Source organism: Streptomyces sp. NPDC014889 (assembly GCF_043081205.1).
Lineage (GTDB): Bacteria > Actinomycetota > Actinomycetes > Streptomycetales > Streptomycetaceae > Streptomyces.
This window is the reverse complement of sequence record NZ_JBIBWH010000004.1, coordinates 358116-384921: the sequence shown is the minus strand read 5'-3', so window position 1 is coordinate 384921 and position 26806 is coordinate 358116. Positions and strand designations below refer to the sequence as shown.

General features: G+C 71.9%; 23 protein-coding genes. 6 read left to right on the top strand and 17 right to left on the bottom strand.

From position 1 onward, the window contains the following. Positions 1 to 99: 99 nt before the first annotated feature. Positions 100 to 3108, bottom strand: a complete 3009-nt coding sequence (locus ACF09J_RS10560; protein WP_392305117.1) for a UPF0182 family protein — start codon at positions 3106 to 3108, stop codon at positions 100 to 102. Between the two features lie 176 nt (positions 3109 to 3284). Between ACF09J_RS10560 and ACF09J_RS10555 the strand changes: the two genes are divergently transcribed. After that, positions 3285 to 3827, top strand: coding sequence for a PPA1309 family protein (locus ACF09J_RS10555; RefSeq protein ID WP_392304994.1), 543 nt, complete (start codon positions 3285 to 3287; stop codon positions 3825 to 3827). A gap of 67 nt (positions 3828 to 3894) precedes the next feature. Here the strand turns inward: ACF09J_RS10555 and ACF09J_RS10550 are convergent, their stop codons facing one another. From ACF09J_RS10550 to ACF09J_RS10535, 4 genes are all read right to left on the bottom strand, one after another. Next, on the bottom strand, positions 3895 to 4992 hold the full coding sequence (locus tag ACF09J_RS10550; RefSeq protein WP_392304993.1) for a PDZ domain-containing protein: 1098 nt from the start codon (positions 4990 to 4992) through the stop codon (positions 3895 to 3897). A gap of 50 nt (positions 4993 to 5042) precedes the next feature. Further along, entirely contained in the window at positions 5043 to 5207 is a 165-nt protein-coding gene (locus ACF09J_RS10545) for a hypothetical protein (protein WP_392304992.1), read from the bottom strand. A 126-nt stretch (positions 5208 to 5333) separates the two neighbouring features. Further along, positions 5334 to 5792, bottom strand: coding sequence for a molybdenum cofactor biosynthesis protein MoaE (locus ACF09J_RS10540; RefSeq protein ID WP_392304991.1), 459 nt, complete (start codon positions 5790 to 5792; stop codon positions 5334 to 5336). 152 nt (positions 5793 to 5944) lie between these two features. Further along, on the bottom strand, positions 5945 to 7054 hold the full coding sequence (locus ACF09J_RS10535) for an SDR family oxidoreductase (protein ID WP_392304990.1): 1110 nt from the start codon (positions 7052 to 7054) through the stop codon (positions 5945 to 5947). 193 nt (positions 7055 to 7247) lie between these two features. Between ACF09J_RS10535 and ACF09J_RS10530 the strand changes: the two genes are divergently transcribed. Further along, a complete protein-coding gene (locus ACF09J_RS10530) occupies positions 7248 to 8729 on the top strand; it encodes a zinc-dependent metalloprotease (RefSeq protein WP_392304989.1) in 1482 nt (493 codons plus the stop codon). Then, entirely contained in the window at positions 8726 to 9241 is a 516-nt protein-coding gene (locus ACF09J_RS10525) for an NUDIX hydrolase (RefSeq protein WP_392304988.1), read from the top strand. The genes ACF09J_RS10530 and ACF09J_RS10525 overlap by 4 nt, the downstream gene beginning before the upstream one ends. A 51-nt stretch (positions 9242 to 9292) precedes the next feature. Here ACF09J_RS10525 and ACF09J_RS10520 read toward each other — a convergent pair whose 3' ends face one another. The 4 genes from ACF09J_RS10520 to ACF09J_RS10505 all read right to left on the bottom strand — a co-directional run bounded on the left by ACF09J_RS10520 (position 9293) and on the right by ACF09J_RS10505 (position 13238). Then, positions 9293 to 10048: an AIM24 family protein gene (locus ACF09J_RS10520; protein WP_392304987.1), complete on the bottom strand. Its 756-nt coding sequence runs from the start codon at positions 10046 to 10048 to the stop codon at positions 9293 to 9295. A gap of 17 nt (positions 10049 to 10065) precedes the next feature. After that, the gene (locus ACF09J_RS10515) at positions 10066 to 10746 is read right to left on the bottom strand and encodes an AIM24 family protein (RefSeq protein WP_392304986.1); all 681 of its coding nucleotides are present in this window, start codon (positions 10744 to 10746) and stop codon (positions 10066 to 10068) included. An 11-nt stretch (positions 10747 to 10757) separates the two neighbouring features. After that, positions 10758 to 12506 (bottom strand): TerD family protein, encoded by a 1749-nt coding sequence (locus ACF09J_RS10510; RefSeq protein WP_392304985.1) that lies wholly within the window; start codon positions 12504 to 12506, stop codon positions 10758 to 10760. Positions 12507 to 12641: 135 nt separating this feature from the next. Further along, entirely contained in the window at positions 12642 to 13238 is a 597-nt protein-coding gene (locus tag ACF09J_RS10505; protein WP_392304984.1) for a M48 family metallopeptidase, read from the bottom strand. 233 nt (positions 13239 to 13471) lie between these two features. Between ACF09J_RS10505 and ACF09J_RS10500 the strand changes: the two genes are divergently transcribed. Both ACF09J_RS10500 and ACF09J_RS10495 read left to right on the top strand, forming a co-directional pair. After that, positions 13472 to 14686: a TOMM precursor leader peptide-binding protein gene (locus ACF09J_RS10500; RefSeq protein ID WP_392304983.1), complete on the top strand. Its 1215-nt coding sequence runs from the start codon at positions 13472 to 13474 to the stop codon at positions 14684 to 14686. Further along, entirely contained in the window at positions 14679 to 16073 is a 1395-nt protein-coding gene (locus ACF09J_RS10495; protein ID WP_392304982.1) for an ABC1 kinase family protein, read from the top strand. The genes ACF09J_RS10500 and ACF09J_RS10495 overlap by 8 nt, the downstream gene beginning before the upstream one ends. 37 nt (positions 16074 to 16110) lie before the next feature. Here ACF09J_RS10495 and ACF09J_RS10490 read toward each other — a convergent pair whose 3' ends face one another. The 5 genes from ACF09J_RS10490 to ACF09J_RS10470 form a co-directional block, all read right to left on the bottom strand. After that, on the bottom strand, positions 16111 to 16365 hold the full coding sequence (locus ACF09J_RS10490; RefSeq protein ID WP_392305121.1) for a hypothetical protein: 255 nt from the start codon (positions 16363 to 16365) through the stop codon (positions 16111 to 16113). 146 nt (positions 16366 to 16511) lie between these two features. Continuing rightward, positions 16512 to 16835 carry a hypothetical protein gene (locus ACF09J_RS10485; RefSeq protein WP_392304981.1) on the bottom strand — a complete coding sequence of 108 codons (324 nt, stop codon included), beginning with the start codon at positions 16833 to 16835 and terminating at the stop codon, positions 16512 to 16514. Beyond that, positions 16832 to 17218, bottom strand: a complete 387-nt coding sequence (locus ACF09J_RS10480) for a WhiB family transcriptional regulator (RefSeq protein WP_392304980.1) — start codon at positions 17216 to 17218, stop codon at positions 16832 to 16834. Before ACF09J_RS10480 ends, ACF09J_RS10485 begins: the two co-directional genes overlap by 4 nt. 174 nt (positions 17219 to 17392) lie before the next feature. Further along, on the bottom strand, positions 17393 to 17710 hold the full coding sequence (locus ACF09J_RS10475) for a hypothetical protein (protein WP_392304979.1): 318 nt from the start codon (positions 17708 to 17710) through the stop codon (positions 17393 to 17395). A gap of 175 nt (positions 17711 to 17885) precedes the next feature. Next, on the bottom strand, positions 17886 to 20093 hold the full coding sequence (locus ACF09J_RS10470) for an ATP-dependent DNA helicase UvrD2 (RefSeq protein WP_392304978.1): 2208 nt from the start codon (positions 20091 to 20093) through the stop codon (positions 17886 to 17888). A gap of 246 nt (positions 20094 to 20339) precedes the next feature. On the opposite strand from ACF09J_RS10470, the gene ACF09J_RS10465 reads away from it, so the two are divergent. Then, positions 20340 to 20582: a mycoredoxin gene (locus tag ACF09J_RS10465; protein ID WP_392304977.1), complete on the top strand. Its 243-nt coding sequence runs from the start codon at positions 20340 to 20342 to the stop codon at positions 20580 to 20582. A gap of 74 nt (positions 20583 to 20656) precedes the next feature. Here the strand turns inward: ACF09J_RS10465 and nudC are convergent, their stop codons facing one another. The 3 genes from nudC to ACF09J_RS10450 all read right to left on the bottom strand — a co-directional run bounded on the left by nudC (position 20657) and on the right by ACF09J_RS10450 (position 26777). After that, a complete protein-coding gene (nudC, locus tag ACF09J_RS10460; protein ID WP_392304976.1) occupies positions 20657 to 21601 on the bottom strand; it encodes an NAD(+) diphosphatase in 945 nt (314 codons plus the stop codon). Between the two features lie 150 nt (positions 21602 to 21751). Beyond that, positions 21752 to 23155 (bottom strand): dipeptidase, encoded by a 1404-nt coding sequence (locus tag ACF09J_RS10455; RefSeq protein ID WP_392304975.1) that lies wholly within the window; start codon positions 23153 to 23155, stop codon positions 21752 to 21754. A gap of 10 nt (positions 23156 to 23165) precedes the next feature. Beyond that, entirely contained in the window at positions 23166 to 26777 is a 3612-nt protein-coding gene (locus ACF09J_RS10450) for a UvrD-helicase domain-containing protein (protein WP_392304974.1), read from the bottom strand. Positions 26778 to 26806 lie beyond the last annotated feature (29 nt).

Here is a 26806-nt window from a genome sequence, read left to right as displayed (position 1 = left end):
GCGGCACGGCCGCAGGGCACGTCGGCACATGCGTTCGCACACGGCGAAGGGCCCGGATCCGCAACGCGGATCCGGGCCCTTGGACTCGGTGGGGAGCGATCAGCCCCCGCTCGGGCTACCGCTCGGACTGCTGTCCGGTGCCGGACTGGCGCTCGCACCCGGGCTCGCACCGTTCTTGGCGTCGCCGTTCTTGGCGCCGGCGCCGGACTTCTCCGCCTGCGCCTGCGCGTCCTCGGCCCGCTTCAGCGCGTCCTCAAGGTCCTTCTGCGCCTGGCCGTACGCCTGCCAGTCGCCGTTCTTCAGGGCGGTCTGACCGTCCTCGAAGGCCTTCTGGGCGTCCTTCAAGGCCTCCTGGGCCGTCGGGTTGTTCGACGGCGGCGGGTTGTTCGACGGCGGCGGGTTGGTATCGCCGGTGCCGCCACCGCCGGTGTCGGAGCCGGAGCTCGGTGGCTCGGTGGCCGAACCCTCCGTGCCGAACACCTTGTTGAGCGCCTTGTCGAGCGTGTCCTCGAACGCGGTGTTGCCGCCGTACGTCACCAGGACCTTGCGCAGCAGCGGGTACTTGAGACCACCGCCGCGCAGGTAGACCGGCTCCACGTAGAGCAGCCCGCCGTCGAGCGGCACCGTTAGCAGGTTGCCGTACTCGACCTCCGAGTCGCCGCCCTTCAGGAGCCGGATGGACTCGGCGATGGACGGTTCGGAGTTGAACTGGCTCTGCACCCGTTTCGGGCCGTCGATCGTCTTGCCCGTGGGTAGCTTCAGGATGCTGATCTTGCCGTAGTCGCTCGTGTTCGCGTCGGCGTCGACCGTCATGAACGCGCTCAGGTTGTCACGGCCGTTCGGCGTCATCGTCGTCGTCAGCGAGAACGTCTGCGACGTCTCACCGGGCATCTTGAGGCTCAGGTAGTACGGCGGCACCGCGTCGCCCGACCGGTTGGTCGGGTCGTTGGGGATCTGCCACACCTCACTGCCGCTGAGGAAGGTCTGCGCGTCCGTGACGTGGTAGCGCGTGAGCAGTTCGCGCTGGACCTTGAACAGGTCCTGCGGATACCGGATGTGGGACAGCAGCTCCGGGGAGATGTCCTTCTTCGGCTCGACCGTGCCCGGGAACGCCTTCATCCAGGTCTTGAGGACCGGGTCCTTGGTGTCCCACTGGTACAGCTTGACCTCGCCCGTGTAGGCGTCGACCGTCGCCTTGACCGAGTTGCGGATGTAGTTGACCTGGTTCTGCTGGGCGACCACCCGCTGGTTGTTGGCGGCGGTCAGCGAGTCCAGCGTCGTGTCACCGAGGGTGGTGCGCGAGGAGTACGGATAGCCGTTGGTGGTCGTGTAGGCGTCGACGATCCACTGGACGCGCCCGTCGACCACCGCCGGGTACGAGACCCCGTCGATCGTCAGCCACGGTGCGACCGCCTCGACGCGCTGCTTGGGCGTGCGGTTGTACAGGATCCGCGAACCGTCGCCGATCGCGCCCGAGTAGAGGATCTGCGGCTCGTTGAACGCCATCGCGTACGCGGCCCGGTTCAGCGGGTTGGAGAGGCTGACCCCGCTGTTCCCCTTGTAGCTGGTGGTCTTCTCACCGCTGTCGTCGGAGTAGTCGATCTCCTTCTGGGGACCGCCGACGATGGAGTAGGTGCTGGTCTTCTCGCCGTAGTAGATCCGCTGTTCGTACCGCGGGAGGTCGCCCGTGGACGGCAGGTTGTACTCGGTGAACACCGGGCGGCCCTCGGAGTCGGCCTCGGTGCCCTTGGCCGCGACCACGCCGTACCCGTGGGTGTAGCGGAAGTGGTCGTTGATCCAGTTGTTCTTCGGGATCCCGGCGAGGTTCAGCTCGCGCAGACCGATGACGGTGTCCTGGACCTTGCCGTCCTTCGTCTTGTACCGGTCGACGGCCAGGTTGGACGGGAACCCGTAGTAGTTGCGCACCTGCTGGAGCTGCTCGAACGTCGGCGAGACGATGTTGGGGTCCATCAGCCGGTAACTGGCCGCGTCGGCGGCGGCGTCCCGCAGCTTCGCCTTGTCCTGGGTGTCGCTGGTGCCCGCGTAGTCGGTGACCTTGGTGTCGTCGATGTCGTACGCCTCGCGGGTCGCCTGCAGGTTCTTCTGGACGTACGGGGCTTCCTTGGCCTGCTCGTTGGGCTCGACCTGGAACTTCTGGACGATCGCCGGGTACAGGCCGCCGATGAGGATGGCCGACAGCACCATCAGGCCGAAGCCGATGACCGGAAGCTGCCAGGTGCGCCGCCACAGGGTGGCGAAGAACAGCACCGCGCAGATGACGGCGATGCAGAACAGGATCGTCTTGGCCGGCAGATAGGCGTTGGCGTCGACGTACCTCAGGCCCGTCCAGTTGCCGGTCGCCTTGAAGTCACTGGACTTCACCGCCAGTCCGTACCGGTCCAGCCAGTAGGCCACCGCCTTCAGCGTCACGAAGACGCCGAGGAGCACCGACAGGTGCCCGGTCGCCGCGGCCGTGGCACGCGCGCCGGGGCTGGTGACGCGCAGCCCGCCGTACAGGTAGTGGGTGAGTACCGCGGCGATCAGGGACAGGATCGTGGCGGCGAAGCCGAAGCCCAGCAGGAAGCGGTACCAGGGCAGGTCGAACGCGTAGAAGGACACGTCCAGGTGGAACTGCGGGTCCTGCTTCCCGAACGCCACGCCGTTGACCCACATCAGCCAGGTCCGCCACTCGCTCGCGGCGGAGGCGCCGGCGATCAGCCCGACCAGCGCCGTGATGCCGGACAGCAGCCACTTCTTGTACGGCGCGATGCTCATCCGGTAGCGGTCCAGGCTCTGCTGCTCCACCGACATGGCGCTCAGCGGCGGCCGCACCCGGTGCGCCAGCCAGATGTTCAGCCCGACCGCGGCCGCCATCAGCAGGCCGAAGACGAAGAACAGTCCGATCTTGGTCCACAGGGTGGTGGTGAACACGGACGAGTAGTGCACCGACCGGTACCACAGCCAGTCCGTCCAGAAGCCCGCGAACATGGCGAAGACCATGCCGAGGACGGCGAGGACGCCCAGTGTCATGAGCAGGGTCCTGGCACGCCGGGACGGGCGGCCCACTCTCATCCGCGGCCCTGTCGGGCCTCCGCCGCGGTCCGGCATCTGGAAAGCCAAGGTGTGCACCTCGAAAGTCGCTGTTGGTTCGGTTTCGTTGCGTCAGGCCCCCGAGTCCGCGGACCGTACGGTGGGCCCCCGGAAACGTGGGCCCACACCTATGCAACTTACTCACCGTTTACTCGGTTCCCGATTCCGCCCAGGAACGAGGCAGGATTGTGACCATGTCCAACACTCCCATGGCAGCGAACCCGCTCACCCGGGCGGTACTCGAAATCGACGAGTACGCCTCCGGCCTCGGCTGGGACCAGCCCGCTCGCCTCTTCGCCCTCGTAGACACCGCGCGGCTGCGGGCCCAGGAACCCGCTCTCGCGGCCCAGCTCGGCCTGGCGGACGAGCAGGAGACCTCCGGTCTCACCCCGGTCGAGCAGGACGAGGTCCCGGCCGACCGGCCCCTCGACGAGTTCCTCGCCACCATCGCCTGGCCCGATGCGGTGGCCGGCTGCGCGCTGACCGTGGAGCGCCTGATGCTGCCCCCGTCCGCCGAGGCACAGGTCCCGCAGGGACTGGACGGGGCGAAGCTCGCGAAGTGGGTGGCCGGCCACCCCGAGCGCCAGGAGGTCCGCATGACGGTCGCCGTCCTGCGCGACGGCACCCGGGAGTCGGCCCTGCGCCTGCGCGAGAAGGACTCCGCCACGGAGGTCCTCACCGGCTCCGACCTGGTGCCGGGGCTGGCCGAGGCCCTGGCCGCGACCTTCGAGGACTGAGCCGAAGGAGAGGCCCGGGGCCACCGCCCTCCGGCACCCGTCCGGCACACGGCCGGGGCGCTGCCCGTCAGCCCTTGGCCGTGCACTTCGGCAGCTCGGCGGCCTTGCCGCCGCGGATGTCCTTCAGGGCGGTGAGCGCGTCGCCGAGCGTGTGCACCTTCACGAGGGTGAGCCCCGAGGGGGTGTCCTTCGCTGCGGCCGCGCAGTTCTCGGCGGGGGTGAGGAAGAACTGGGCGCCCTTGTCGCGCGCGCCGACGGTCTTCATCTCGATCCCGCCGATCGGGCCGACCTTGCCGTCGTCGTCTATCGTCCCGGTGCCGGCCACGAACTTCCCGCCGGTCAGGCTGCCCGGCGTGAGCTTGTCGTAGAGGCCGAGCGCGAACATCAGTCCCGCGCTCGGTCCGCCGACGTCGGCGAGCTTGATGTTGATGTCGAACGGGAACGTGTGGTCGGTCCCGGCGGAGATCCCGACGATGGCCCGCTTGGCCCCGGTGTCGGCGGACTGCGTGGTGGTGATGGTCACGTCCTTGGTGACGGTCGCCGTCCTGTGCCGCTTCGCGGCGGCGGCCTGGTCCTTGGCCGGCACGATCGTGAAGACCACGGCCTGCCCGGGCTCGTGCCTGGTGACCAGCTTGGCGACGTCGGAGGGCTGCTTGACCGGCGTGCCGTCGACGGCCCTGATGACGTCGCCCGCGTGCAGCCTGCCCTGTGCCGGAGTGTCCTTGAGGACCGTGGAGACGATCACCCAGGACTGCACCGGGATGTGCAGCTCCTTCAGGGCCGCGACCTTGGCGCTCTCCTGGGAGAGGGTGAACTCCTCGGCGTTCTCCTGGGTCGACTGCTCCTCCGTCTTGCCGTCGGGGTAGAGCGTGTCGTGCGGGACGATCTTGCTGTCGTGCGCCAGCCAGCCGTAGACGGCCTCGACGAGGTTCATGCGGTAGCCGGCGCTGGTGACCCGGACGGTGGTCATGTTGAGGTGGCCGTCCGTCGGGTAGGTCTTGCGGCCGGAGATCTGCAGCACCGGCTCGCCGCCGTGATCGCCCAGGGTGTTGACCGTCGGCCCCGGTGACATCTCCGAGTAGGGCACGGGGAAGAGGATTCCCGCGCACAGGAGCGCGATCAGCATCAGGGTGGAGGCGAGCATCGTCGCGGTGCGGCGTGGCATGACTCGACAGTACGGGACGGCTCTGTCAGCGCACCGTCAGGGCGGGACCCTCACGTACTGGAGTGGGACCTCTCCATGGCCTCACGGAAACGGGCGTAGCCGTCCAGCTCGGGACCGTCGCTGCGCGCCCTGCGGGTCCGGTTCGCCCAGCTCCCCCACAGTCCGGCGCCTATCGCAGCCATGAACGGAATCAGCAACCAGGCGAGCGCCCCCATGCCGACCTCCCAACCCCGAAACCCCGACCGCAACTGACTGATCAGCAGATTAACCATCCGCTCTGACAACGCTCACGCCAGGGGTTCGGTTACGCAACCGGAGCTGCGGCGACGGGGTCGGAGTCGTCAGGCGCCGACCCATTCCTCGGTGCCGTCCGAGAACCTCTGGTGCTTCCAGATCGGCACCTCGTGCTTGAGGTCGTCGATCAGCTTCCGGCAGGCCTCGAAGGCCTCGCCCCGGTGCGGACACGACACCCCGACGACGACCGCGAGGTCCCCCACCTTCAGATCCCCCACACGGTGGACGGCCGCCAGCGCCCGGACCGGGTACCCGGCGGCGACCTTCTCGGCGACCCGGCGCATCTCCGCCTCCGCGCTGGGGTGGCAGGAGTACCCGAGCGCGTCGACTCCGGCGCCCCCGTCGTGGTTCCGCACGGTCCCCACGAACAGCGCCGTCCCGCCCGCGGCGTCGTCCCCGAGCGCCCTGAACACCTCGTCCAGGGAGAGGGGGGTCTCCCGGACGCCGATCAGCTTGACGGGGTCCTCGGCGGCGTACTCGCCGGGATGATCGTTGGTGGCTGCCATGCGTCCATCGTGCCGCACACCGTGGAGGACGGGGAACAGCGCGATCATCCGGCACGCGCGCGTGCGGGTTCGGAGCCTCCTACAGGGACCGGCTCCCGCAGGGACCGCTCATACCCGGACGGCCGTGTCCCGAGCGGCACGCGGCCCGCCCCTCAGCGCCTGCGTGCCTTCCGCGCCCGCCGGACCACCGCTGCCGCGCCGAGCAGGGCCACCGTCGCCCCGGCCGCGCCCGCCGCCGTCGCGTCCTTGCGGCCAAGCCGCCGCCCGGCGACCGTGTGCCGCCCGGACACCTCCTCCAGCAGCGCCGCGAGGACCTCCTCGTTGGTCCACCGCGGCCGCCACCCGGCGTCGTGCAGCCGGCTGCCGCTCACCACCCAGGGGTACATCGTGTACGCCAGGTCCCCCGCCGGGGACGGGGTCAGCCCGATCCGGTGCAGCCGGGCCGCCGCCCCCAGCGCGACCGCCGACGGCAGCTCCATCCGGCGGATCCCGCTGAGCTCCTCGACCTCCTCCTGCTCCAGCCATCCGTCGCACCCGACGGCGAGCTCCCCCTCGACCTTCTCCAGGACGGCGTACTCCAGGGCGCTGCACAGGTCCTCCACGTGGCAGAACTGCCACGCGGGCCGCGACCCGGCCACGACCAGCAGGCGCGGCGACTCGAAGTACCTGGTCAGCGCGGTGTCCGTGCCCCCGACCAGCACCGCGGGCCGGACCACGGAGACATTCAGGCCGGGGTGCGCCCGCGGGGCGCGCCGCGCCAGCCGCTCGATCTCCAGCAGGTCCCCGACCCCGGTGGCCTCGGCGGTCGCCTTCAGCTCCGCGTCCTCCGACAGCGGCAGCTCGTTGTCCGGCAGCGCCCCGTAGACCATCGCGGAGGTGCACAGCACCACGCGGTGCACCCCGGCCGCGGCCGCCGCGGTCAGCACGGTCTGCGTCCCCCGGACGTTGTACGCCGTCCGGGCGGCGGAGTCGGTCTCCAGGTCGAGGTCGAGCGCCAGGTGCACGACGACGTCCGCGCCGCGCAGCTTCTCCGCGATCGCCGGATCCCGCACGTCGAGGATGTGCCACTGCGCCGCCGCGCACTCCCCGCGCCGCTCGTCGATGGCGACGACCTGCCTGACCTCGGCGGACTCGGCCAGCCGCTCGGTGAGCAGCGCGCCGACCCCGCGGGCGGCTCCGGTGACCGCGACGACGGGCCCGCGCGCGGCGGGAGTGTTCTCTTGGTTTCGCGCTGCGCGAACCTGTGGATCTGGGGAACTCACCGGGCGTCTCCAGCGGTTGTCTTCACATACGGGCGCGAATGACGCGTACGTACCAGGTGGCATCCATCCTGCCGCAGGCGTTGTGTCGGCGAAGCACCGAGGCCCGAACCGCCCATGGTGTCTACGCTGGGTGGTGTTGTCGGGCAGCCGCGCCGCCGGAGAGAACCGGTGGCCTTACCAGCCGAGGAATCCCGTGAGTGACACCCCATTCGGATTCGGCCTTCCGCCGGAGGAGCCGGACGACGGCGACGAGGGCAAGAAGAAGGACCAGCAGAGCGGCGGTGAGCAGGGACCGGCCAACCCGTTCGGTTTCGGACTGCCCGGAGCCGGAGGCTTTGGCGGGCCCGGCGCCGACAATCCGCTCGCAGCCATGTTCGGTTCGCTGAACCCCACCGACCTGGGCGCGGCGTTCCAGCAGCTCGGCCAGATGCTCTCCTACGAGGGCGGCCCGGTGAACTGGGACATGGCCAAGCAGATCGCCCGCCAGACGGTCTCCCAGGGCACCTCCGACGGCACCAAGGACTCCAGCGTCGGCCCCGCCGAGCGCACCGCGGTCCAGGACGCCGTCCGGCTGGCCGACCTGTGGCTGGACGACGTGACGTCCCTGCCGTCCGGCGCCGGCTCCGCGGTGGCGTGGTCCCGCGCGGAGTGGGTCGAGGCCACCCTGCCGGCCTGGAAGGAACTCGTCGACCCGGTCGCCGAGCGGGTCGGCACCGCCATGGGCGACGTGCTGCCGGAGGAGATGCAGGCCATGGCCGGCCCGCTGATCGGCATGATGCGCTCCATGGGCGGCGCCATGTTCGGCACGCAGATCGGCCAGGCCGTCGGCGTGCTGGCCGGCGAGGTCGTCGGCTCGACCGACATCGGCCTGCCGCTCGGCCCGGCCGGCAAGGCGGCGCTGCTGCCGGTGAACATCGAGACGTTCGGCAAGGACCTGGGCGTGCCCAAGGAGGAGGTGCGGCTGTACCTCGCCCTGCGCGAGGCCGCCCACCAGCGCCTGTTCACGCACGTGCCGTGGCTGCGCTCGCACCTGTTCGGCGCGGTCGACGGGTACGCGCGCGGGATCAAGGTCGACACCGCCAAGCTGGAGGACGTGGTCGGCCAGTTCGACCCGCAGAACCCCGAGCAGTTGCAGGACGCCCTCCAGCAGGGCATGTTCCAGCCGGAGGACACCCCGGAGCAGAAGGCCGCGCTGGCCCGGCTGGAGACCGCTCTGGCCCTCGTCGAGGGCTGGGTGGACGCCGTGGTGCACGCGGCGGCCAAGCCCCGTCTGTCGTCCGCCGACGCGCTGCGCGAGACGCTGCGCCGCCGCCGCGCCTCGGGCGGCCCGGCCGAGCAGACGTTCGCCACGCTGATCGGTCTCGAGCTGCGCCCGCGCCGCCTGCGGGACGCCTCCCGTCTGTGGGCCTCGCTCACCGACGCCCGCGGGGTGGAGGGCCGCGACGGCCTGTGGGCGCACCCGGACATGCTGCCGACCGCAGCCGACCTGGACGACCCGGACGGTTTCGTGCACCGCGAGCACATGGACTTCTCCGAGCTGGACAGGATGCTCGGCGAGGCGGCGGGCGGTGCGACGCCCAAGCCGGACCTGCACAAGAAGACCGAGCACGGCAACGACGCCGACGCCGACGACGGCACCGCCGAAAAGGGCGACAAGGGCGACGACGCCGAGTGAGCCTCCACGACGACGCGGTCCTCGTCCTGCGGGAGTACGGGGACCAGGAGGATCTGCGCCCGCTCTACCTGGAGCACCTGCGGACGCATCCGGACGGCCTGTGGAAGGCCTGCGCGGACGGGCACATCACGGCGAGCGCCCTGGTGGTCGACTCCGGGCGCGGCCGGGTGCTGCTGACCCTCCACCGGAAGATCCGCATGTGGCTGCAGACGGGCGGCCACTGCGAGCCGGGGGACGCCACGCTGGGGGGCGCCGCCCTGCGCGAGGCGACCGAGGAGTCGGGCATCGAGGGGCTGACCCTGCTGGCCGGCGGTCCCGTCCGCCTCGACCGCCACCACACGCCGTGCGCCTGGCACCTCGACGTCCAGTACGCCGCGCTCGCACCGAGCGGGGCGGTCGCGGCCATCAGCGAGGAGTCCCTGGACCTGCGCTGGTTCGCCTACGACGAGGTGCCGGACGTGGCGGACAAGTCGGTCGTCCGTCTGCTGGAGGCGACGCGCGCCAGGCTCTGACCGTACGAGGGACGGCCACCGGTGGTGGCCGCCCCTGCCCGCGGTCCCGGCTCAGCCCCAGACGTTGCCCTGGTTCTGCCCCCGCGCCCCCTGCTGTCCCATGCCGAACTGGGCGGCGAGGCCCTGCCCGATCACCGCGTTCTGCGGCGGCAGCAGCTCGCTGGGCTGGACGAGCGCGTAGCCGCTGCCCATGAAGCTGAGCTCCCAGCCCTCGCCGGTGCTGCCGCGGCGCCGCCACACCCCGCTGGAGTGCGTCTGGGCCTGCATCTGCACCCGCAGTCCGGTGGACCAGGCGACGATCGCGTCGGCGTCGCAGTTGACGTACTTGTCCGGCGTCACCTGCATCAGCAGCGGCGCGCCCGAGGTCATCAGGGCGACTCTGCCGTGGCCGGTGATGTTCAGCTGGTACTTCCCGGAGCCGGAGATGCCGTACATGCTGTCGACGGCGACGGCCTCGTGGTACAGCGAGGAGTCCATCGCCAGCACATAGCTGCTGTCGACGGTCAGACCCTCCTGTTCGACGTCCATGATGTGCACGTACTGGGCGAGGTTGGCGAGGTAGACCGCGCCCTGTCCGTGACAGCGCATCAGGTCCAGGCCCTCGCCGGTGTACGCGCGCGTGCGTGCCTGACCGCCGCTCTGGTACTCGGCGTCGAACTCGATCAGTCCCTGGTAGGCGACCATCGTGCCCTTGCGGGCGAGGATGTCGTCGTGGCCCTCCAGGGTGACGCGCAGCATCTGCTTGTTCTGCAGGCTCCAGCGCTCCTGCGTCTGGTCCTCGGTGAAGGCGAAAAGCGGGCTCTGCATGGTCTCCTGTCTTCCCCTCAGCCGCGCATCCGCAGGCGGTCGGTGCTGTCCTCGCTGGGCTGTACGACGACGATGCCCTGCCCGGAGAAGGCCATCTGGTAGGCCTCGCCGCTGCCCCGGCCGATCAGGGACTGCGCCCTGAAGCTGCGCTTGCCCTTCACCTTCAGGTTCGGCGACCAGGCCACCAGCGCGTCCGGGTCGACGTAGGTCTCGTTCTCGCCCTCGCCGCAGTCGACGACGATCGGCTCGCCCCGGGAGGTCAGCGCCACCCAGCCCTGCCCGGAGATCCTGGTGTTCCACAGGCCCTGCCCGGCGAACTTCGCCAGCCCCTTGACCCGTTCGACGCCCCAGCTCAGTCCGGCGTCGAAGGCCAGCAGGTTGGTGGCGTTGACGGAGATGGCGTCACCGCCCAGGTTGATGACGACGACGTTGGCCCCGTAGTCGGCGAGGTACAGCAGGCCGTCGCCGGAGCACTTCATCAGGGGGGCGCCCTCGCCGGTGACCCAGTCGCGCGCGATCTGGCGCACGGCCGACGGGCTGGGCTCGTACTGGATGAAGCCCTCGTAGGCGACCATCGACCCCACGCGCGCGAAGAGGTCGTTCCCGGTCTGCATGGCGACCTTCAGCATGTGGCTGCCGTGGTTCTCCATGCGGGCGGTGACGGGTGCGGGGGCGTAACCCGCGAGCGGCTGGTTCATGACGGGCTCCCTCAGACCTCGTAGGGCTGGACGACGACGAAACTGCCGGGGGCGGCGCGGAACTGGAGGTTGACGCCCTCTCCCGTGTCGCCCGGGTAGGCGTTGCGGCGCATCCGCACCTGGCTGGAGACGATCACCTGGGCGGCGGCCGACCAGGCGACCACGGCGTTGGAGTCGACGAATGTCGTCGGCGTCACGGGCAGAACGACCGGGGCGCCGTGCGTCTTGACGACGATCGTGCCGGTGCCCTGGAACTGCATGGTGAACAGGGCGCCGCCGGGAATGCCGTGCCCCTCGACGCGGCGGACCTCGTACTCCAGGGTCTCGTCGAAGGCGAGGACGTTCTCGGCGGAGACGCAGATCGCGTCGCCCTGGAGCTCGACCGGGTGCAGATGGGTGGAGTTCTCGGCGAAGAACACCTGGCCCTGGCCGGTGCAGCGCATCAGCTGCATCTCCTGGCCCGTGACATTGGCCGTGATCCGGCCCGCGAAGCCGGCGCCCTTGTAGGTGAAGTCGACCTTGCCCTGGTAGAGCACCATGCTGCCCTGCCGGGCCAGCACGGGCCGGCCGCCCTCCGTGCCGAGGTCGGCGCGGATCAGCTTGCTGTTCTGCAGGGTCCAGCGCCGTCCGGTGGGCGCCTCCTTGTACAGGTTCAGCGCGGCGGACACCCCGGCGGCCTGGGGAGCGGTCTGCGGCACTCCGTAGGGCGCGGGCTGTCCGGGGGCCTGGCCGAACGGCGGCTGGTGACCGTAGCCGGGGGGCGGGGGCGGGGTCTGGTGTGCGTGGTACTGGGCGGGGGGCGGGGTCTGGCCGTGCGCCTGACCGTACGGCGGCTGCCCGTAGGGGGCGGGTGCCGGTGCGGGCGGCGGGACGGGGCCGCCGGGCGGGATCAGGGGGGCGATGATCGTCGGCGCGGCGTGCACCGAGGGCGCGGGGCCCGGCGCCGGGGGCGGAGGCGGAGGTGGCGGGGTCGCTCCCAGGGGCGGCGGGAAGCCGGCGGCAGGGGGTGAGGGCACGGGCGCCGCGGGCGGGGACGGGTGGGCGGCCGGGGCGGGTATGGGTGCGGCCGGGGGTGGCGCGGGCGCGGGCGGGGTCGGAGCCGGGGTGGCCGGCCCTGAGGGGACGGCGAACCCCGGGGGCGCGGTGGCCCGGGCGGGCGGGGCGAAGCCGGGGGCGGCACCGGGCTGCGGGTCCTGGCCCGCGGCGGGGTCCTCCCCTGCCTGTTCCTCTTCTTCCAGGACCTCGCCGCCGAAGTTCTTCAGCAGCGCCTCCAGGCCCCCGTCGAAGCCCTGCCCGACGGCCGCGAACCGCCATACGTCCTTGACGTAGAAGTCACCCAGCATCACGGCACGTTCGGTGGAGAACTCCGAACCGTCGAACGCGTACCGGGCCACCTCCTCGCCGCCCGCCACGATGCGCAGGTACCCGGAGTCGATCTGCGACATCTGCCCGGCGCCGTCGACGGCGGCCGTGAACGACAGCTTCCGGATGTGCGACGGGATCTTGTCCAGGGTGACCCGGAAGGACTCCGTGTCGCCCGCCTGGGCGCCCAGCAGCTGGATGGACTCCTCGGGGGACTTCGGCTGGTTGAAGAAGACGAAGTAGCGGTCGTCCGAGAGACGTTCGTCGGCGTCGAGCCCGAAGCAGCTGATGTCGACGGTCAGTCCGGGCGCCGAGATCTGCACGCCTACGTACAGATCCGTGCCCGCGGTCAGGTCACTGATCCTGGCCTTGTGGCCGCGCTGGAATTCCCTGGGCATGCGTAACGACCGTCCCCCGTCCCGAAGCGAGTGCGTCGCGCCAGGCTAACGGCAAACTCCGACACCGGACGAAGTCGGTGCAGACCCGGTACACAAACACAGTCCGGCGGTACCGGACAGCCTCGGGCGGCCCCGTCACTCGCCGCGTGCCCCCGGCGGATGCGGCAGCCGCGCGGCCGCGGCCACGCCTTCCAGATAGCCCCGGGCCCGCTCGGTGCGCGGGTACGCCTCCAGCAGCCGCCAGAAGTCGGGCCCGTGCCCAGGAACGAGCAGATGGGCCAGCTCGTGCAGCAGCACGTAGTCGACGACGTACTCCGGCATCCCCTGGAGGCGGTGGGAGAGACGGATGCTGCCCTCCGCCGGGGTGCACGAGCCCCAGCGCGTGTTCTGGTTGGTGACCCAGCGGACCGAGGCGGGCCGGGCGCGGCCGTCGAAGTACTGGGCTGACAACCGCTCGGCACGTTCGGCCAGCTCCGTGTCGCCGAGCGTCCGCCGGCTCTCCTGGGCGGCCAGCTTGTCGAGCATGACGGTCACCCAGCGCCGCTCCTCCGCCTCGGACATCCGGGCGGGGATGAGCACGACGGTGCGACCGCCCTCGCGGTACGCGGAGACCGTCCGGCGGCGCCGGGCGCTCCTGCGGACCTCGATCTCGCTCGCCGCCGCGGCGTCCGGAGGCCGGCTCGTCTTGCCGCGCTGTGGCTTTCCGGCACGGTGCAGTGGGTCGGCGGACACGCTCCGACGTTACCGGGTGCACGGACCGGAAGTCCCGGCCCGGGAACGGTTCCGTGCCGATCTCCGCCGAGGGTGCTCGACTGAGGGCCCGATTCGTACGACGAATATCCACTGCCTGTGGACAACTTTCGGCACGTCCGCTCCGGGACGGGCATTCTTGCATTCCTCGCTCTTCCCTCCCCCTCTTCCCTCTTCCTTCCTTCTTCCCTTCTTCTGGCTACGGGGGCTCGCACATGCATCCGATGGTGAAGCCCGCGCTCAGGCGCGGCTGGCGTGATCTCGGCACCGTGCAGTTCGGGATGACTCCCGCGCACGCGATGACACTGGGCCCGCTGGACACGGCGACGGGCAGTTTCCTGGACCTGCTGAACGGCACGCGCGGGCTGCCGCTGCTGCGCGAGGAGGCCCGCCGCATGGACCTGCCCGACGGCCATGTCGACCGCCTGGTGGAGCGACTGGCCCAGGCCGGACTCCTGGACGACGCCCGGGGCGGCGGCGCGGCGGCCGACGCGCTGCGCGCGCGGAAGGAGGCCATGAAACGGCTGGGGCCCGATCTGGCCTCCCTCTCCCTGACCACACGAGAACCGGGCGAGGCGATGGCGCGCCTCGCCGCCAGAGGTGAGGCGCGTGTGCAGGTCAAGGGCGCGGGCCGGGTGGGCGCCGTCCTGGCCGCGCTGCTGTCCGGGGCGGGGATCGGCGAGGTCGACGTGCGGGACGGCGGCTGTGTGGAGCCGTGGGACGTCGCCCCGGGCGGGCTGTCCGCCGAGGCCGTCGGCGAGCGCCGGGACGCCGCTGCGCGGCGGGCGGTACGCGCGGCGGCCCCGGACCGTCCGGCCCGCCGCACCCCCCGGACGCCGTCCGAGCCGGAGGAGCGGGGATTCTCCCTGGTGGTCCTGGCCCCGCGGGACGACATCGCCGTGCACGCGCCCGACCCGTCCGCGGCCACCGGCCTGGTCGAGTCCGGCACCCCTCATCTGTACGCCGGGGTGGTGGAGGGCACGGGCGTCGTGGGCCCGCTCGTCCTGCCCGGGGAGACCGGCTGCGCCGGCTGCCTGCACCAGGGGCGCACGGACCGGGACGGGACCTGGCCGCGTCTGGTGGCGCAGTGGCGCTCGGGCCGGCCACGGCACGTGCGTCCGTGTGATCTCGCTCTCTCCGCGACCGTGGCCGCCCTGTCGGCCGCGCACGCGCTCGCCTTCCTGGACGGGGACTCGCCCTCCAGCACAGGCGCCCGTTGGGAGGTCTCCCTGCCCGGCCTGCACTGGCGCGCGCGTCCGGTGTGGCCGCATCCGTCCTGTCCGTGCGGCGCGGCCGGGAAACCCGAGAGGGAGCAGGCCTCAGAGAACGGGGAAGCACGCGCGACAATGGCTGAGCAACGGCCGTCATCGACGCCCTGCCGTCGGGCAGACGCGGCGCGGCGGGCTGGGACTTGGAGGGCGCATGTCTGATCTTCCCCGGAAGGCGGTCACCCGGACCGCCAAGCTCGCCGCGCTCCCGTTGGGTTTCGCCGGGAGGGCGACCTGGGGACTCGGCAAACGGATCGTCGGTGAGTCCGCCGACCTGGTCGGCCGCGAGCTGCAGCAACGCACCGCCGATCAGTTGTTCAAGGTGCTGGGTGAGCTCAAGGGCGGGGCGATGAAGTTCGGGCAGGCGCTGTCCGTCTTCGAGTCGGCGCTGCCCGAGGAGGTCGCAGGCCCCTACCGGGTCGCGCTGACCAAGCTCCAGGAAGCGGCGCCTCCGATGCCGACGCGCACGGTGCACTCCGTACTGGAGGAGCGCCTCGGCGAGCACTGGCGTGAGCTGTTCGAGGAGTTCGAGGACAAGCCGGCCGCGGCGGCCTCCATCGGGCAGGTGCACCGGGCGGTGTGGCACGACGGCCGCGAGGTCGCGGTCAAGGTGCAGTACCCCGGCGCCGGTGAGGCCCTGGTGTCCGATCTGACCCAGTTGAGCCGGTTCGCCCGTCTGCTGGGGCCGCTGGTTCCCGGCGTGGACATCAAGCCGCTGATCGCCGAGCTCAAGGACCGCGTCTCCGAGGAACTGGACTACGGACTGGAGGCGCAGGCCCAGCAGGCTCACGCCGAGGAGTTCACCGACGACCCGGATGTCGTCGTCCCGGCGGTCGTCCACCAGCGCGACCAGGTCCTGGTCACCGAGTGGATGGACGGTGTCCCGCTGTCCGAGGTGATCGCGGACGGCACCCCGGCCCAGCGCGACCGCGCCGGCCAGTTGCTGGCCCGCTTCCTGTTCTCCGGTCCGGCCCGCACCGGCCTGCTGCACGCCGACCCGCACCCCGGAAACTTCCGTCTCCTGCCCGGCGGACCGGACGGCGAGGACGACTGGCGTCTGGGCGTCCTGGACTTCGGCACCGTCGACCGCCTCCCCGGCGGCCTGCCGCCGACCATCGGCGCGGCGCTGCGCATGGCGCTGGACGGAGAGGCGGACGCCGTCTACGAGATGCTCCGCACGGAGGGCTTCGTGAAGGAGTCCATCGAGCTGGACCCGGAGGCCGTGCTCGACTACCTCCTGCCGATCATCGAACCGGCCCAGGTGGAGGAGTTCACCTTCACCCGTGGCTGGATGCGCAGTCAGGCGGCCCGGATCGCCGACCCCCGCTCCCCCGCCTACCAACTGGGCAAGCAGCTCAATCTGCCCCCGTCGTACCTGCTCATCCACCGGGTCACGCTGAGCACGATCGGTGTGCTGTGCCAGTTGGGAGCCGCGGTACGGCTGCGGGAGGAGCTGGAGGAGTGGCTGCCCGGTTTCGCCTCCCGTCCTGAGGCCGAGGTGCCGGACGACGAGGGACCGGACGACGAGCAGGCGGCCGCCGAGGCGTGAGCGCTGATGTGAGCGTCGAGGGGGGCCGCCGGGGGGCCTACCACCAGGCGGAGTCCAGGCGCCCCTCGATCGAGCGGAGGTTCTCGCGGGAGCAGGCGTCGCAGAAGTAGCGCCGGGCTCCGTTCTCCACGGAGCAGGTCCAGGTGGGCGGGACCCCCTCGGCCGGGGTGCCGCACCGCGCGCACACCAGGGCGGGACGCTCGGCACTAGCGCCGCCACGGTCCGTGCCGCCGTGCGCCGTGCCCGCGTGGCCCGCGCTTGCGTGGTTCGTGCCTCCGGGAAGACTCGTCACCCCGTGACCATACCGCCGGGCCGCGGATCGACGGGGACAACGCACCGCGGGGGCCGGTCCGTGCGGACGGACCGGCCCCCGCGGGGAGAGTTCCGGCCTCCCGGGCCGGGAGGCCACCGCCTGGCGGTGTGGAACAGACTTGATGGTCAGTGCATCACTGCCATGGCGAGCGCGCGGCGGGCACGCAGCGAGGCGCGCTCGGCGCGACGCTGCATCCGGCGGGCGGCCACCAGGCGCAGGGCCCCGCGTTCCCGCTCCGCCTCGTGCAGCCGCTCGTGCATATGCGCACGGGCCAGCGCTTCTTGGATGAGTTGCATCTCTCGGTTCCTGTTCTGACGCGATTCGTTCGCGCCGGTGGTGGTGACGTCTTCGGTCGCGGAGCCTGCGGGCTCACTGGCGGACGGCTTCATCGGGGCCTGCTTCTGGGGGTCGTGCGTGCGGGGGCGGTCGATCGTTCCTGCGGTGTTCATGCCGTGACCGGGTTCTTCCGCGGGCGGCCACGCGGCCGCTTCCGGGCGACGACGACACCTTGGACGAACAGCTCGCCACCCCAGACGCCCCACGGCTCCCGCCGCTCCTTGGCGCCGGCGAGGCAAGCCTCCATCAGCGGGCAGGTGCGGCAGAGGGACTTGGCGTACTCCACGTCCGCCGGCGACTCGGCGAAGAAGACCTCCGGGTCGTAGGAGCGGCACGGGACGGGCACGCCGAGGTTCTCGATGGCGTCGTCGAGCGCGGTGAGCGCGGTGAGCGGGGTGAGCGGGGTGAGCGCGGTCAAGGCGGGGTCCTCCGTGAGACCTGGCTTGGGGATCGTGTCGGAAGGCGGTACGGACGGGGCGTGCGCTTCGAGTTGCACGGTTCGTCTTCCTCGTCTGGTCGGGTCGGCCGGTCGGCCGGGTGTCGGCCGGCTACCGGGTTCTTGTCTTGTCCCGAGGCCCCTTCGCTCCGCTGTCCCCGTTCGGGGAAAACAGAAGGGCCGCGGATCCCGGGTGGGGTTCCGCGGCCCTGAAGGCGCCGGCCTGATCGGCGATCAGGCTGGATCACTCCAGGGGTCTGGCCCACGGAAGGCCCACGTCAGGTGGTGCTGCATCTGCTCCCGGTTACCGGCACCGGCCGCCTCAACGGCATAGGCCTGTGCCTGTGCCGCTACTGCTTCCAGTGCCTCGGTCGGTCGCTCGTCGCGCTCACGGATGGGAAGACCCGCGAGGGACGCAAAGGACGCCGGACGCACGGCAGCGATGCCGGACAGACCGGTGCCCTGGTTGAAGGCGCCGAGCATGCACAGGGAGGCGACCGAGCGATCGGTCATTTTGACGTTGCTGATGGAGCTGCTGTTGATGCTGATCACTGGACTCGCCTCCTCTCGGCGTCTGGGGGACTGGGGTGAACCAGTCCGTACGGATATGCAAGTACAACACGGAATCGGGGCCTCAGGAAGGCCACCGTTCCCGTGACCAAGAACCTATGGGGACGGACGGCGGGTGCGCAAACTATTTTTTCGACGAGTTCCCCTCAGTACTCGGTCAGTCCCCGGTCGTCTCCCCCGCGGGCTCCCGGCCTGCGCAGAGCTCGAGAACGTCCGATCCGTACCGGCGGAGCTTGCGCATCCCCACTCCGGGGATGCGCGCCAGTTCGCGCTCGTCGTCCGGGACGGCCTCGGCGATGGCCATCAACGTCTTGTCGGTGAAGACGCAGAAGGCGGGCTGCCCGCTGCGCCCCGCCTGGACCGCCCGCCATTCACGCAGCCGCTCGTACAGGCCCTCGTCCATGTCGGAGGGGCAGCCCTCGCAGCGCATCAGCTTCATCTCGCCGGCGTCGGTGAGCGTGCGACCGCAGACCCGGCAGCGGGCGGGGGTGCGCTGTGTGCGCCGCGGGGCGGGTGTCCCCGGCGTCCCGGCGGCTGTGGTGAAGCCGCGCTCGATGCCCCCGGGGCCGCCGGGCGCGGCGCGGCCCGCGGCGCCGGCCGAGCCGGGGCGCAGGCCGTCGAGGAAGCGGCTGGGACGGCGGCTCGGACGGCCGCCGGGCGAGCGGGACAGCGACCAGGAGACGTGCAGCCGTTCGCGGGCGCGGGTGACACCCACATAGAGGAGGCGGCGTTCCTCCTCGACCTGTTCGTCCGTCCGGGCGTAGGTGATGGGGATCATGCCCTCGGCGACGCCGACCAGGAAGACGACGTCCCACTCGAGGCCCTTGGCCGAGTGCAGGGAGGCGAGGGTGACGCCCTGGACCGTGGGGGCGTGCTGGGCGTTCGCCCGCTCGTCGAGTTCCGCCACGAGGCCGCCGAGCGTCGCGCCCTGCCGGGAGGCGGCGAAGTCCCGCGCGAGGTTCACCAGGGCGGCCAGCGACTCCCAGCGTTCCCTGACCGCGCCGGAGCCGGCCGGCGGCTGCGGGGTCCAGCCCTCCCCCGAGAGCACGGCACGCACCTGCGAGGGCAGGTCGACGGCGTCGTCGAGGAGGGAGTCGTTGCCGCCGAAGCGGGCCGCGGCGCGCAGCGCGACGCTTGCCTTGCGGACCTCGGGCCGGTCGAAGAAGCGCTCGGCGCCGCGCAGCTGGTAGGGCACTCCGACGTCGGCGAGGGCCTGCTCGTAGGTCTCGGACTGGGCGTTCGTCCGGAACAGTACGGCGATCTCGCTCGCCGGGACGCCGGAGGCGATGAGCTCGTGGATGCGGTGGGCGGCCCCCTCGGCCTCGGCGGGCTCGTCGGCGTACTCGGTGTAGGCGGGCTCGGGGCCGGGGGCGCGCTGGGAGACCAGTTCCAGCCGGTGGTCGGCGGCCCTGCCCCGGGCCTGGGCGAGCAGTCCGTTGGCGAGGTGGACGACCTGCGGGGTGGACCGGTAGTCGCGGACCAGCTTGACGACGGTGGCGCCGGGGTGACGGGTGCGGAAGTCGAGCAGGTGGTCGGGGGTCGCCCCGGTGAAGGAATAGATCGTCTGGCTGGCGTCGCCGACGACGCACAGGCTGTCGCGGTCGCCCAGCCACAACTCCAGCAGGCGCTGCTGGAGCGGGGAGACGTCCTGGTACTCGTCCACCACGAAGTGCTGGTACTGGGCGCGGACCTGTTCGGCGACGTCGGCCCGGTCCTGAAGGATGGCCACGGTCAGCAGCAGGACGTCCTCGAAGTCGATGACCGAGCGGTCCCGCTTGAGGTCCTCGTACACCGAGTACAGCTGGGCGATCTCGGCCGGGTCGCGGGGGGCGGTGCGGCCCTCCTTCGCGGCCGCGGCAGCGTAGTCGGCCGGGACGGTCTGGGTGACCTTGGACCACTCGATCTCCGCGGTGACGTCCCGCAGCTCGTTGCGGTCGAGGCGGATGCGGCAGGCGGCGGCCGCGTCCACGACGAGCTGGATCTTGCGGTCGACGAGCCGGGGCATGGCTCCACCGATCGCTTTCGGCCAGAAGTACTGCAACTGCCGAAGGGCGGCGGAGTGGAAGGTGCGGGCCTGCACGCCCTGCGCGCCGAGCTGGCGCAGCCGGCCGCGCATCTCCCCCGCGGCACGGTTGGTGAAGGTGACGGCGAGCACGCTGGAGGGCTGGAGGACGCCCGCGCGCACCCCGTAGGCGATGCGGTGGGTGATCGCCCGGGTCTTGCCCGTGCCTGCGCCCGCCAGGACGCACACCGGCCCGTGCAGGGAGGTGGCCACCTCGCGCTGCTCGGGGTCGAGCCCGTCGAGCACCGCGTCGGCGGAGTCGGGGACCCCGGGGAAGAGCGGGGAGTGCGTTGCTGCTGTCACACAGCCATGCTGCCAGGTCCCTCCGGGACGCATGAGCCGGTTGTCCACAGGCAGCCGCCGGCGGTCGTACTGGTCCGGTGGTCGTACTGATCCCGTGCGACCTCGCGCCGCCCGTCCCCAGTGCCGCGCGTCACGATGCGGCACGTCACGTCGCACGGATACCCCCGGTGGGAATGCCGGAGCGATGGCGTACGTTCCTCCCCAGCGACGAATACGTCCCCGAGCCGCCGAAGGAGCGCGAGAGACATGCCGGGCACTGTGACGATGTACAGCACCACGTGGTGCGGCTACTGCCGTCGGCTGAAGGGCCAGATGGACCGCGAGGGCATCGCGTACACCGAGATCAACATCGAGCAGGACCCGGAGTCCGCGGCCTTCGTCGAGAAGGCCAATGGCGGAAACCAGACGGTTCCCACCGTGCTCTTCGAGGACGGCTCGACCCTCACGAACCCTTCGCTGGCCCAGGTCAAGGAGAAGGTCGGCGCCTGACCGCGGCGCGGAGCACGACGGACAACGCGAAGGCGGCCTCCCCGGGATTCCGGGGAGGCCGCCTTCGCGTTGTCTCAGGCAGCGCTCCTCGTGGGCAGCGGCTTGCCGTACCAGAGTTCGATCAGCCGGGCCGCGATGGAGATGCCGTAGGGCGGCAGGACATCGCCGGACTCGAAGGCCGCGCGTAGTTCCTCGCGGGAGAACCAGCGGGCCTCGTGGATCTCGTCACCGTCCACGTCGATACGGGTCGAAGTGGCGTGCGCCATGAAGCCCAGCATGAGGCTGGAGGGGAACGGCCAGGGCTGACTGGCGACGTACTCGACCTGGCCGACGGCGACGCCCACCTCCTCGTGGACCTCGCGGCGCACCGCCTGCTCGATGGACTCCCCTGGCTCGACGAAGCCGGCGAGCGTGGAGAAGCGGCCCTCGGGCCAGTGCACCTGGCGGCCGAGCAGGATGCGGTCCTCGTCGTCGGTGACCGCCATGATCACGGCGGGGTCGGTGCGCGGGTAGTGCTCGGCGCCGCAGGCCGGGCAGCGGCGGATGTGTCCGGCCGCGGCGATCACGGTGCGCTCGCCGCAGCGGGAGCAGAAGCGGTGCAGCCGCTGCCAGTTCTCCAGGGCCACCGCGTGCGCCAGCAGGCCGGCGTCCCGGGGAGAGAGGAGCAGGCCGGCCTCGCGCAGGCCGGCCGGGCGGGCGGACTGGTCCATGCGGCCGGGCAGGGAGTCCTTCTGCAGGGCGAAGTAGCTGACGCCCTCCGCGTCCCTGCCGAGGAAGTAGCGGTGCGCCTCGGTCAGGGGGGCCTCGAAGGAGGGCGTCGTGACCAGTTCGGTCCGGCCGTCGGGGGTCTCGTCGATCAGGGCCTGACCGCCGGAGACCACGAAGCAGCGCGTCGAGGGGTGGCTCCATGCCGCGGCGAGCCAGGCCTCGTCGAGCCGGTGGTGGGCGGCCCGGTCGATGCCGCTGGGCGCGGTGAGCGAGATGGGTCGGTCTGCGGTGTGGTCGGTCCAGGTGGTCACGGGTGCTTCCAACTCCCCCGGTGCAACGGTTGTTTCGGCGGCGGTTCAGCGGGACGTGCGACAGGAGGCGTACGCGTCCGGCGGAGCCTGGGAGCGCGCGACGGCCTTACCAGTGTGCGCCCGGCACGAGACCGCCCGGGCCGGTGGCCCTCAGGGCGCATCGTGCCAGTGCTCCGCGAGGTCGCCCCACAGGTACGCGCTGGTCTCGACGCCCTTGAGCAGGAGGTCGAGCTCGACCTTCTCGTTCGGTGCGTGCCAGCCGTCGGAGGGGACGGAGATGCCCAGGAAGAGTACGGGTGCGCCGAGCACCTCCTGGAGATCGGCGGCCGGGCCCGAGCCGCCCTCGCGCGTGAAGCGGACGGGGGTCTCGAAGGCGCGGCCCATGGCGCGGACCACGGACTGCAGGGCCGGGTGGTTTAGCGGCGTCAGGCACGGGCGCGTGGCCCCGCCGAACACGATCTCGTGCCGTATCCCCGCGGGCACCTGCTCGGCGGCCCAGGCACGGACGGCCTTCTCGATCTGGTCGGGGTCCTGGCCGGCGACCAGGCGGAACGACAGCTTGACCGTCGCCGTGGAGGGGATGATCGTCTTGCTGCCGGGGCCCTGGTAACCGCCGCCGATGCCGTTGACCTCGGCGGTGGGGCGGGCCCAGATGCGCTCGAGGGTGGAGTATCCGGCCTCGCCGTGGGTGGCGTACGACTTGGCGGTGCGCAGCCACTGTTCCTCGGCGAAGGGCAGCTCGGCGAAGAGCCGGCGCTCCCGGTCGGTGAGTTCCACGATGCCGTCGTAGAAGCCGGGGACGGCCACGCGCGCGTGCTCGTCGTGCAGGGCGGCGACGAGGCGGGCGGCGGCGGTCGCCGGGTTGGGCACCGCGCCGCCGAAGGATCCGGAGTGGATGTCCTGGTCCGGTCCGTACAGCCGGATCTCGCACTCGGCGAGGCCGCGCATCCCGGTGCACACCGTGGGGGTGTCGGCGGACCACATGCCGGTGTCGGAGACGATCACCGCGTCGGCGGCCAGGCGCTCCGCGTGCTGTTCGACGAGCGTCCGGAAGTGCGGGGAGCCGGACTCCTCCTCACCCTCGATCAGCAGTTTCAGGTTGACGGCCGGGGCGGTGCGGCCGGTGGCGGCGAGGTGGGCGCGGACGCCGAGTGTGTGGAAGAACACCTGGCCCTTGTCGTCGGCCGCCCCGCGCGCGTAGAGGCGGCCCTCGCGGACGACGGGCTCGAAGGGCTCGCTGTCCCAGCCGTCCTCACGGGCGGCGGGCTGGACGTCGTGGTGGCCGTAGACGAGGACCGTGGGGGCCTCGGGGTCGCCGGAGCGCCACTCGGCGAAGACGGCGGGTGCGCCCGCGGTCGGCCAGACCTCGGTGGTGGTGAAACCCGTCTCCTGGAGCTTGCGGGCGAGCCAGTCGGCGCTGCGCCGTACATCGGGCGCGTGGTCGGGCTGGGCCGACACGGACGGGATACGCAGCCATTCGGCGAGATCGTCGAGGAAGGCGGTGCGGTGCTGCTCGATGTACGCGCGGACGGCGCTGTCCGGGGTCTGGCTCATGGCTCCGAGCCTATCGGCCCGCGGTGGCTTCCTGTTCGGGCGGTTCGTCACACTGTGGCCCGGCCTTCGGCTCCTCCGTCAGCAGCCGTTCCAGCTCGGCGCGGCCCGGGAGGTCGTCGTGCCGTACCACCTCGCCGGTGCGCACGTAGACGAACGCGGCCGTGACACGGTCCAGGGGGACGCCGCGCTGTTCGGCCCAGGCCAGCCGGTACACGGCGAGCTGGAGCGGGTCCGCGGTGCGGGAGCGGTGCGTCTTCCAGTCCACGATCTCGTACGTCGTCCGCTCGCCGTCGCCCTCCTTGTAGACGGCGTCGATGCGGCCCCGGACGACACGGCCTGCGAGGGCGAGCTGGAACGGCGCTTCGACGCGGTGGGGCGTGCGGTGGGCGTACGGGGTGCGTTCGAAGGCCTCCTTCAGTGCTTCGAGGTCGCGTTCGTCGGCGATCTCGGCGTCGTCGCCGGGCAGCTCCTCGGGCTCCAGCATGGGCAGCGTCAACTCTTCGAAGCGGGTTTCCACCCAGGCGTGAAAACGGGTGCCCCGGCGTGCGGCCGGTTGCGGGGGGCGCGGCATGGGGCGCGCGAGTTCCCGCGCGAACCCGTCGGGGTCGGCCGCCAGGTGCAGCAACTGCGACGCGGTCAGGGTCGTCGGCAGGGGTACGTCGGTGACGGTCTGCCGGGCACGCCGGAGCTCTCCGGTCAGCGCTTCGAGATCGCGGTCCCAGGAGGCGACCGCGCGGGCCTCCTCCGGAGTGAGGGGACCGGAACCGGGTTCACGGTCCGGTCCGGTCTGTGCCGGGTGCTCGCGCGGGGGCGGGGGCGCGGCGTGGTGATCGGACGAGGGCAGGGGCGCGGCGTGGTCGTCGGGCGGGGCCGCCTGGTGCGGGACGGTCGGGCGGTCGCCGCTCCAGGAGTCCCAGTCGCCGGTGTGCCCCTCGAAGGGGTCGTCCTCTTCGAAGGGATCCTCGCCCTCGAAGGGGTCGTCCTGCTCGAAGGGGTTGTCCTCGCCGAAGGGCGGTACGTCGTCGTACGGCAGTGCGTCGTCCTGCGGTGGCGCGGGCCAGTCGGGGGCGTCGTGGGACGCGGGGTCGTGGGTGGCCTGCGGGTGGCCGTTCGCGCCGGTGGCGAGGTCGTCCAGGTGGGCGAGGACGATCGCCGCGGCCTCGCGGCGGCGGGCCAGGGCGGCCTCGTCCAGGGGCAGCGGCCACACCTGGTCGGCGGTGGCCCGGTACAGGGCCGGGTTCTCGTCGTCCTCGCCGGGCTCGTCCGCCCATGCCTCGATCTCGCCGTGGCCGGCGGCGCAGTGGTCGTGGAGGGCCTGAAGGAACGCGGACGGGCCACGGGGCCGCTTCTGGCTCGGGCCCCACCAGTGGCCCGAGCCGAGGAGCAGGGAGCGGGGGCGGGTGAAGGTGACGTAGCCGAGGCGGAGCTCCTCGGTGTGCTGGTGGTCCTTCATGGCCTCGTGGAAGGCCTTCATGCCGCGCGCGTCCCAGTCGCCGATGTCGGGGAGGGTGTCGGCGTCGCCGCGCAGGGCGTGCGGCAGCACCTTGCCCTGGCTGGTCCACTTCTCCCGGCCCTGCCCGCTGGGGAAGGTGCCGGTGACCAGGCCGGGGACGGCCACGACGTCCCACTCCAGGCCCTTGGACCTGTGCGCGGTGAGCACCTTCACGGTGTTCTCGCCGCCGGGCAGCGCGTTGTCGAGGCCCTTCTCGTACTGGGCGGCGGTCCGCAGGAAGCCGAGGAAGGCCAGCAGACTGGCCTCGCTCTCGTTCGCGGCGAAGGACGCGGCGATGTCCAGGAAGTTCGCCAGGGTCTCGCGGCGGCGGGCGGCCAGGGCGTGCGGGGAGGCCGACAGCTCCACTTCCAGACCGGTGACCGCCAGGACGCGGTGCAGCACGTCCATCAGCGGGTCGGACAGCGAACGCCGCAGGTCGCGCAGTTCGGCGGCGAGCCGGGCGAACCGCACGCGCGCGTCCGGGGAGAACGGCAGCCGGTCGTCGTCCTCCGCACTGTCCAGGGGTGTTTCGAGGAAGGTGTCGAGGGCGTCCGCGAGCGAGATCACCTCGGCCGGGTCGACGCCCTCGACGGCCTCGGCGAGCCGGCTGTCGGGGTCGTCGGCGGTCTCCATGCGCGCGTGGGCGACGAGCAGTCTCGCCCGTCGGCCCAGGAGCGCGAGGTCGCGGGGGCCGATGCGCCAGCGCGGGCCGGTCAGCAGCCGTACCAGCGCGGCGTTGGCGCCGGGGTCCTGGAGGACCTCGCAGACGGCGACGAGGTCGGCGACCTCGGGCAGGTGCAGCAGCCCGGACAGGCCGACCACCTCGACCGGGACGTCACGGGCGACCAGGGCGCCCTGGATCTCGGCGAAGTCGGTCGCCGTACGGCACAGGACGGCGATCTCGCCGGGTGCCGTCCCGGTCGCCACGAGGTGGGCGACGGAGCCGGCGATCCAGTCGATCTCCTCGGCGTGGGTGGGCAGGAGGGCGCAGCGCACCAGGCCGTCCCGTTCGGCGCCGGGGGCCGGGCGCAGGGCCTCCACGCCCGCGTGCATGGCGCGCAGGGGCTCGGCGAGGCCGTTGGCGAGGTCGAGGAGGCGCCCGCCGCTGCGGCGGTTCTCGCTCAGGGCCTGGCGGGCGGCCGGGCGGCCGTCGGCGTGCGCGAAGTGCTCGGGGAAGTCGTCGAGGTTGGCGACGGAGGCGCCGCGCCAGCCGTAGATCGCCTGGCAGGGGTCGCCGACGGCGGTGACGGGATGGCCGGTGCCGTCGCCGAAGAGGCCGGCCAGCAGGATGCGCTGGGCGACGGAGGTGTCCTGGTACTCGTCGAGCAGGACCACCCGGAACTCCTCGCGCAGGACGCGGCCGACCTCCGGCAGACGGGCGAGCCGTGCGGCCAGGGCGATCTGGTCGCCGAAGTCGAGCAGGTCGCGCTCGCGTTTGGCGGCCCGGTAGCGGAGCACCAGTCCGGCCAGTTCGCGGCGGGCGGCGGCGGTCTCCGGGACCTTGCGCAGGTCGGCGTTGGTGAGCTTGGCGCCTTCCAGGGTGCGCAGCAGCCCGGTGTCCCAGGCGCGCAGGTCCTCCGGGCGTACGAGGTGCTCGGACAGCTCGGCGTCGAGGGCCAGGAGGTCGCTCACCAGGTCCGGGAAGGAGCGGGCCAGCGCCGGATAGGGGCCGGGTGCCTCGCGCAGCACCCGCGCGGCGAGCTGGTAGCGGGTGGCGTCGGCGAGCAGGCGGGCGCTGGGTTCGAGCCCGATGCGCAGTCCGTGGTCCTTCAGGAGACGGCCGGCGAAGGCGTGGTAGGTGGAGATCAGCGGCTCGCCCGGCGGGTTGTCGGGGTCGATGGCCTCGGGGTCGGTGACGCCGGCCCTGATCAGTGCCTTGCGGACGCGTTCGGCCAGCTCCCCGGCCGCCTTGTTGGTGAAGGTCAGCCCGAGGACCTGCTCGGGGGCGACCTGCCCGGTGCCGACCAGCCACACCACGCGGGCCGCCATCACGGTCGTCTTGCCGGAGCCGGCGCCGGCCACGATCACCTGCGGGGCGGGCGGCGCGACGATGCAGGCCGTCTGCTCCGGGGTGAACGGAATCCCGAGGAGCTCCTTGAGCTGCTCGGGATCGGTGATACGGGCGGGCACCTCACAGAGGCTAGCGGCGGGCACTGACA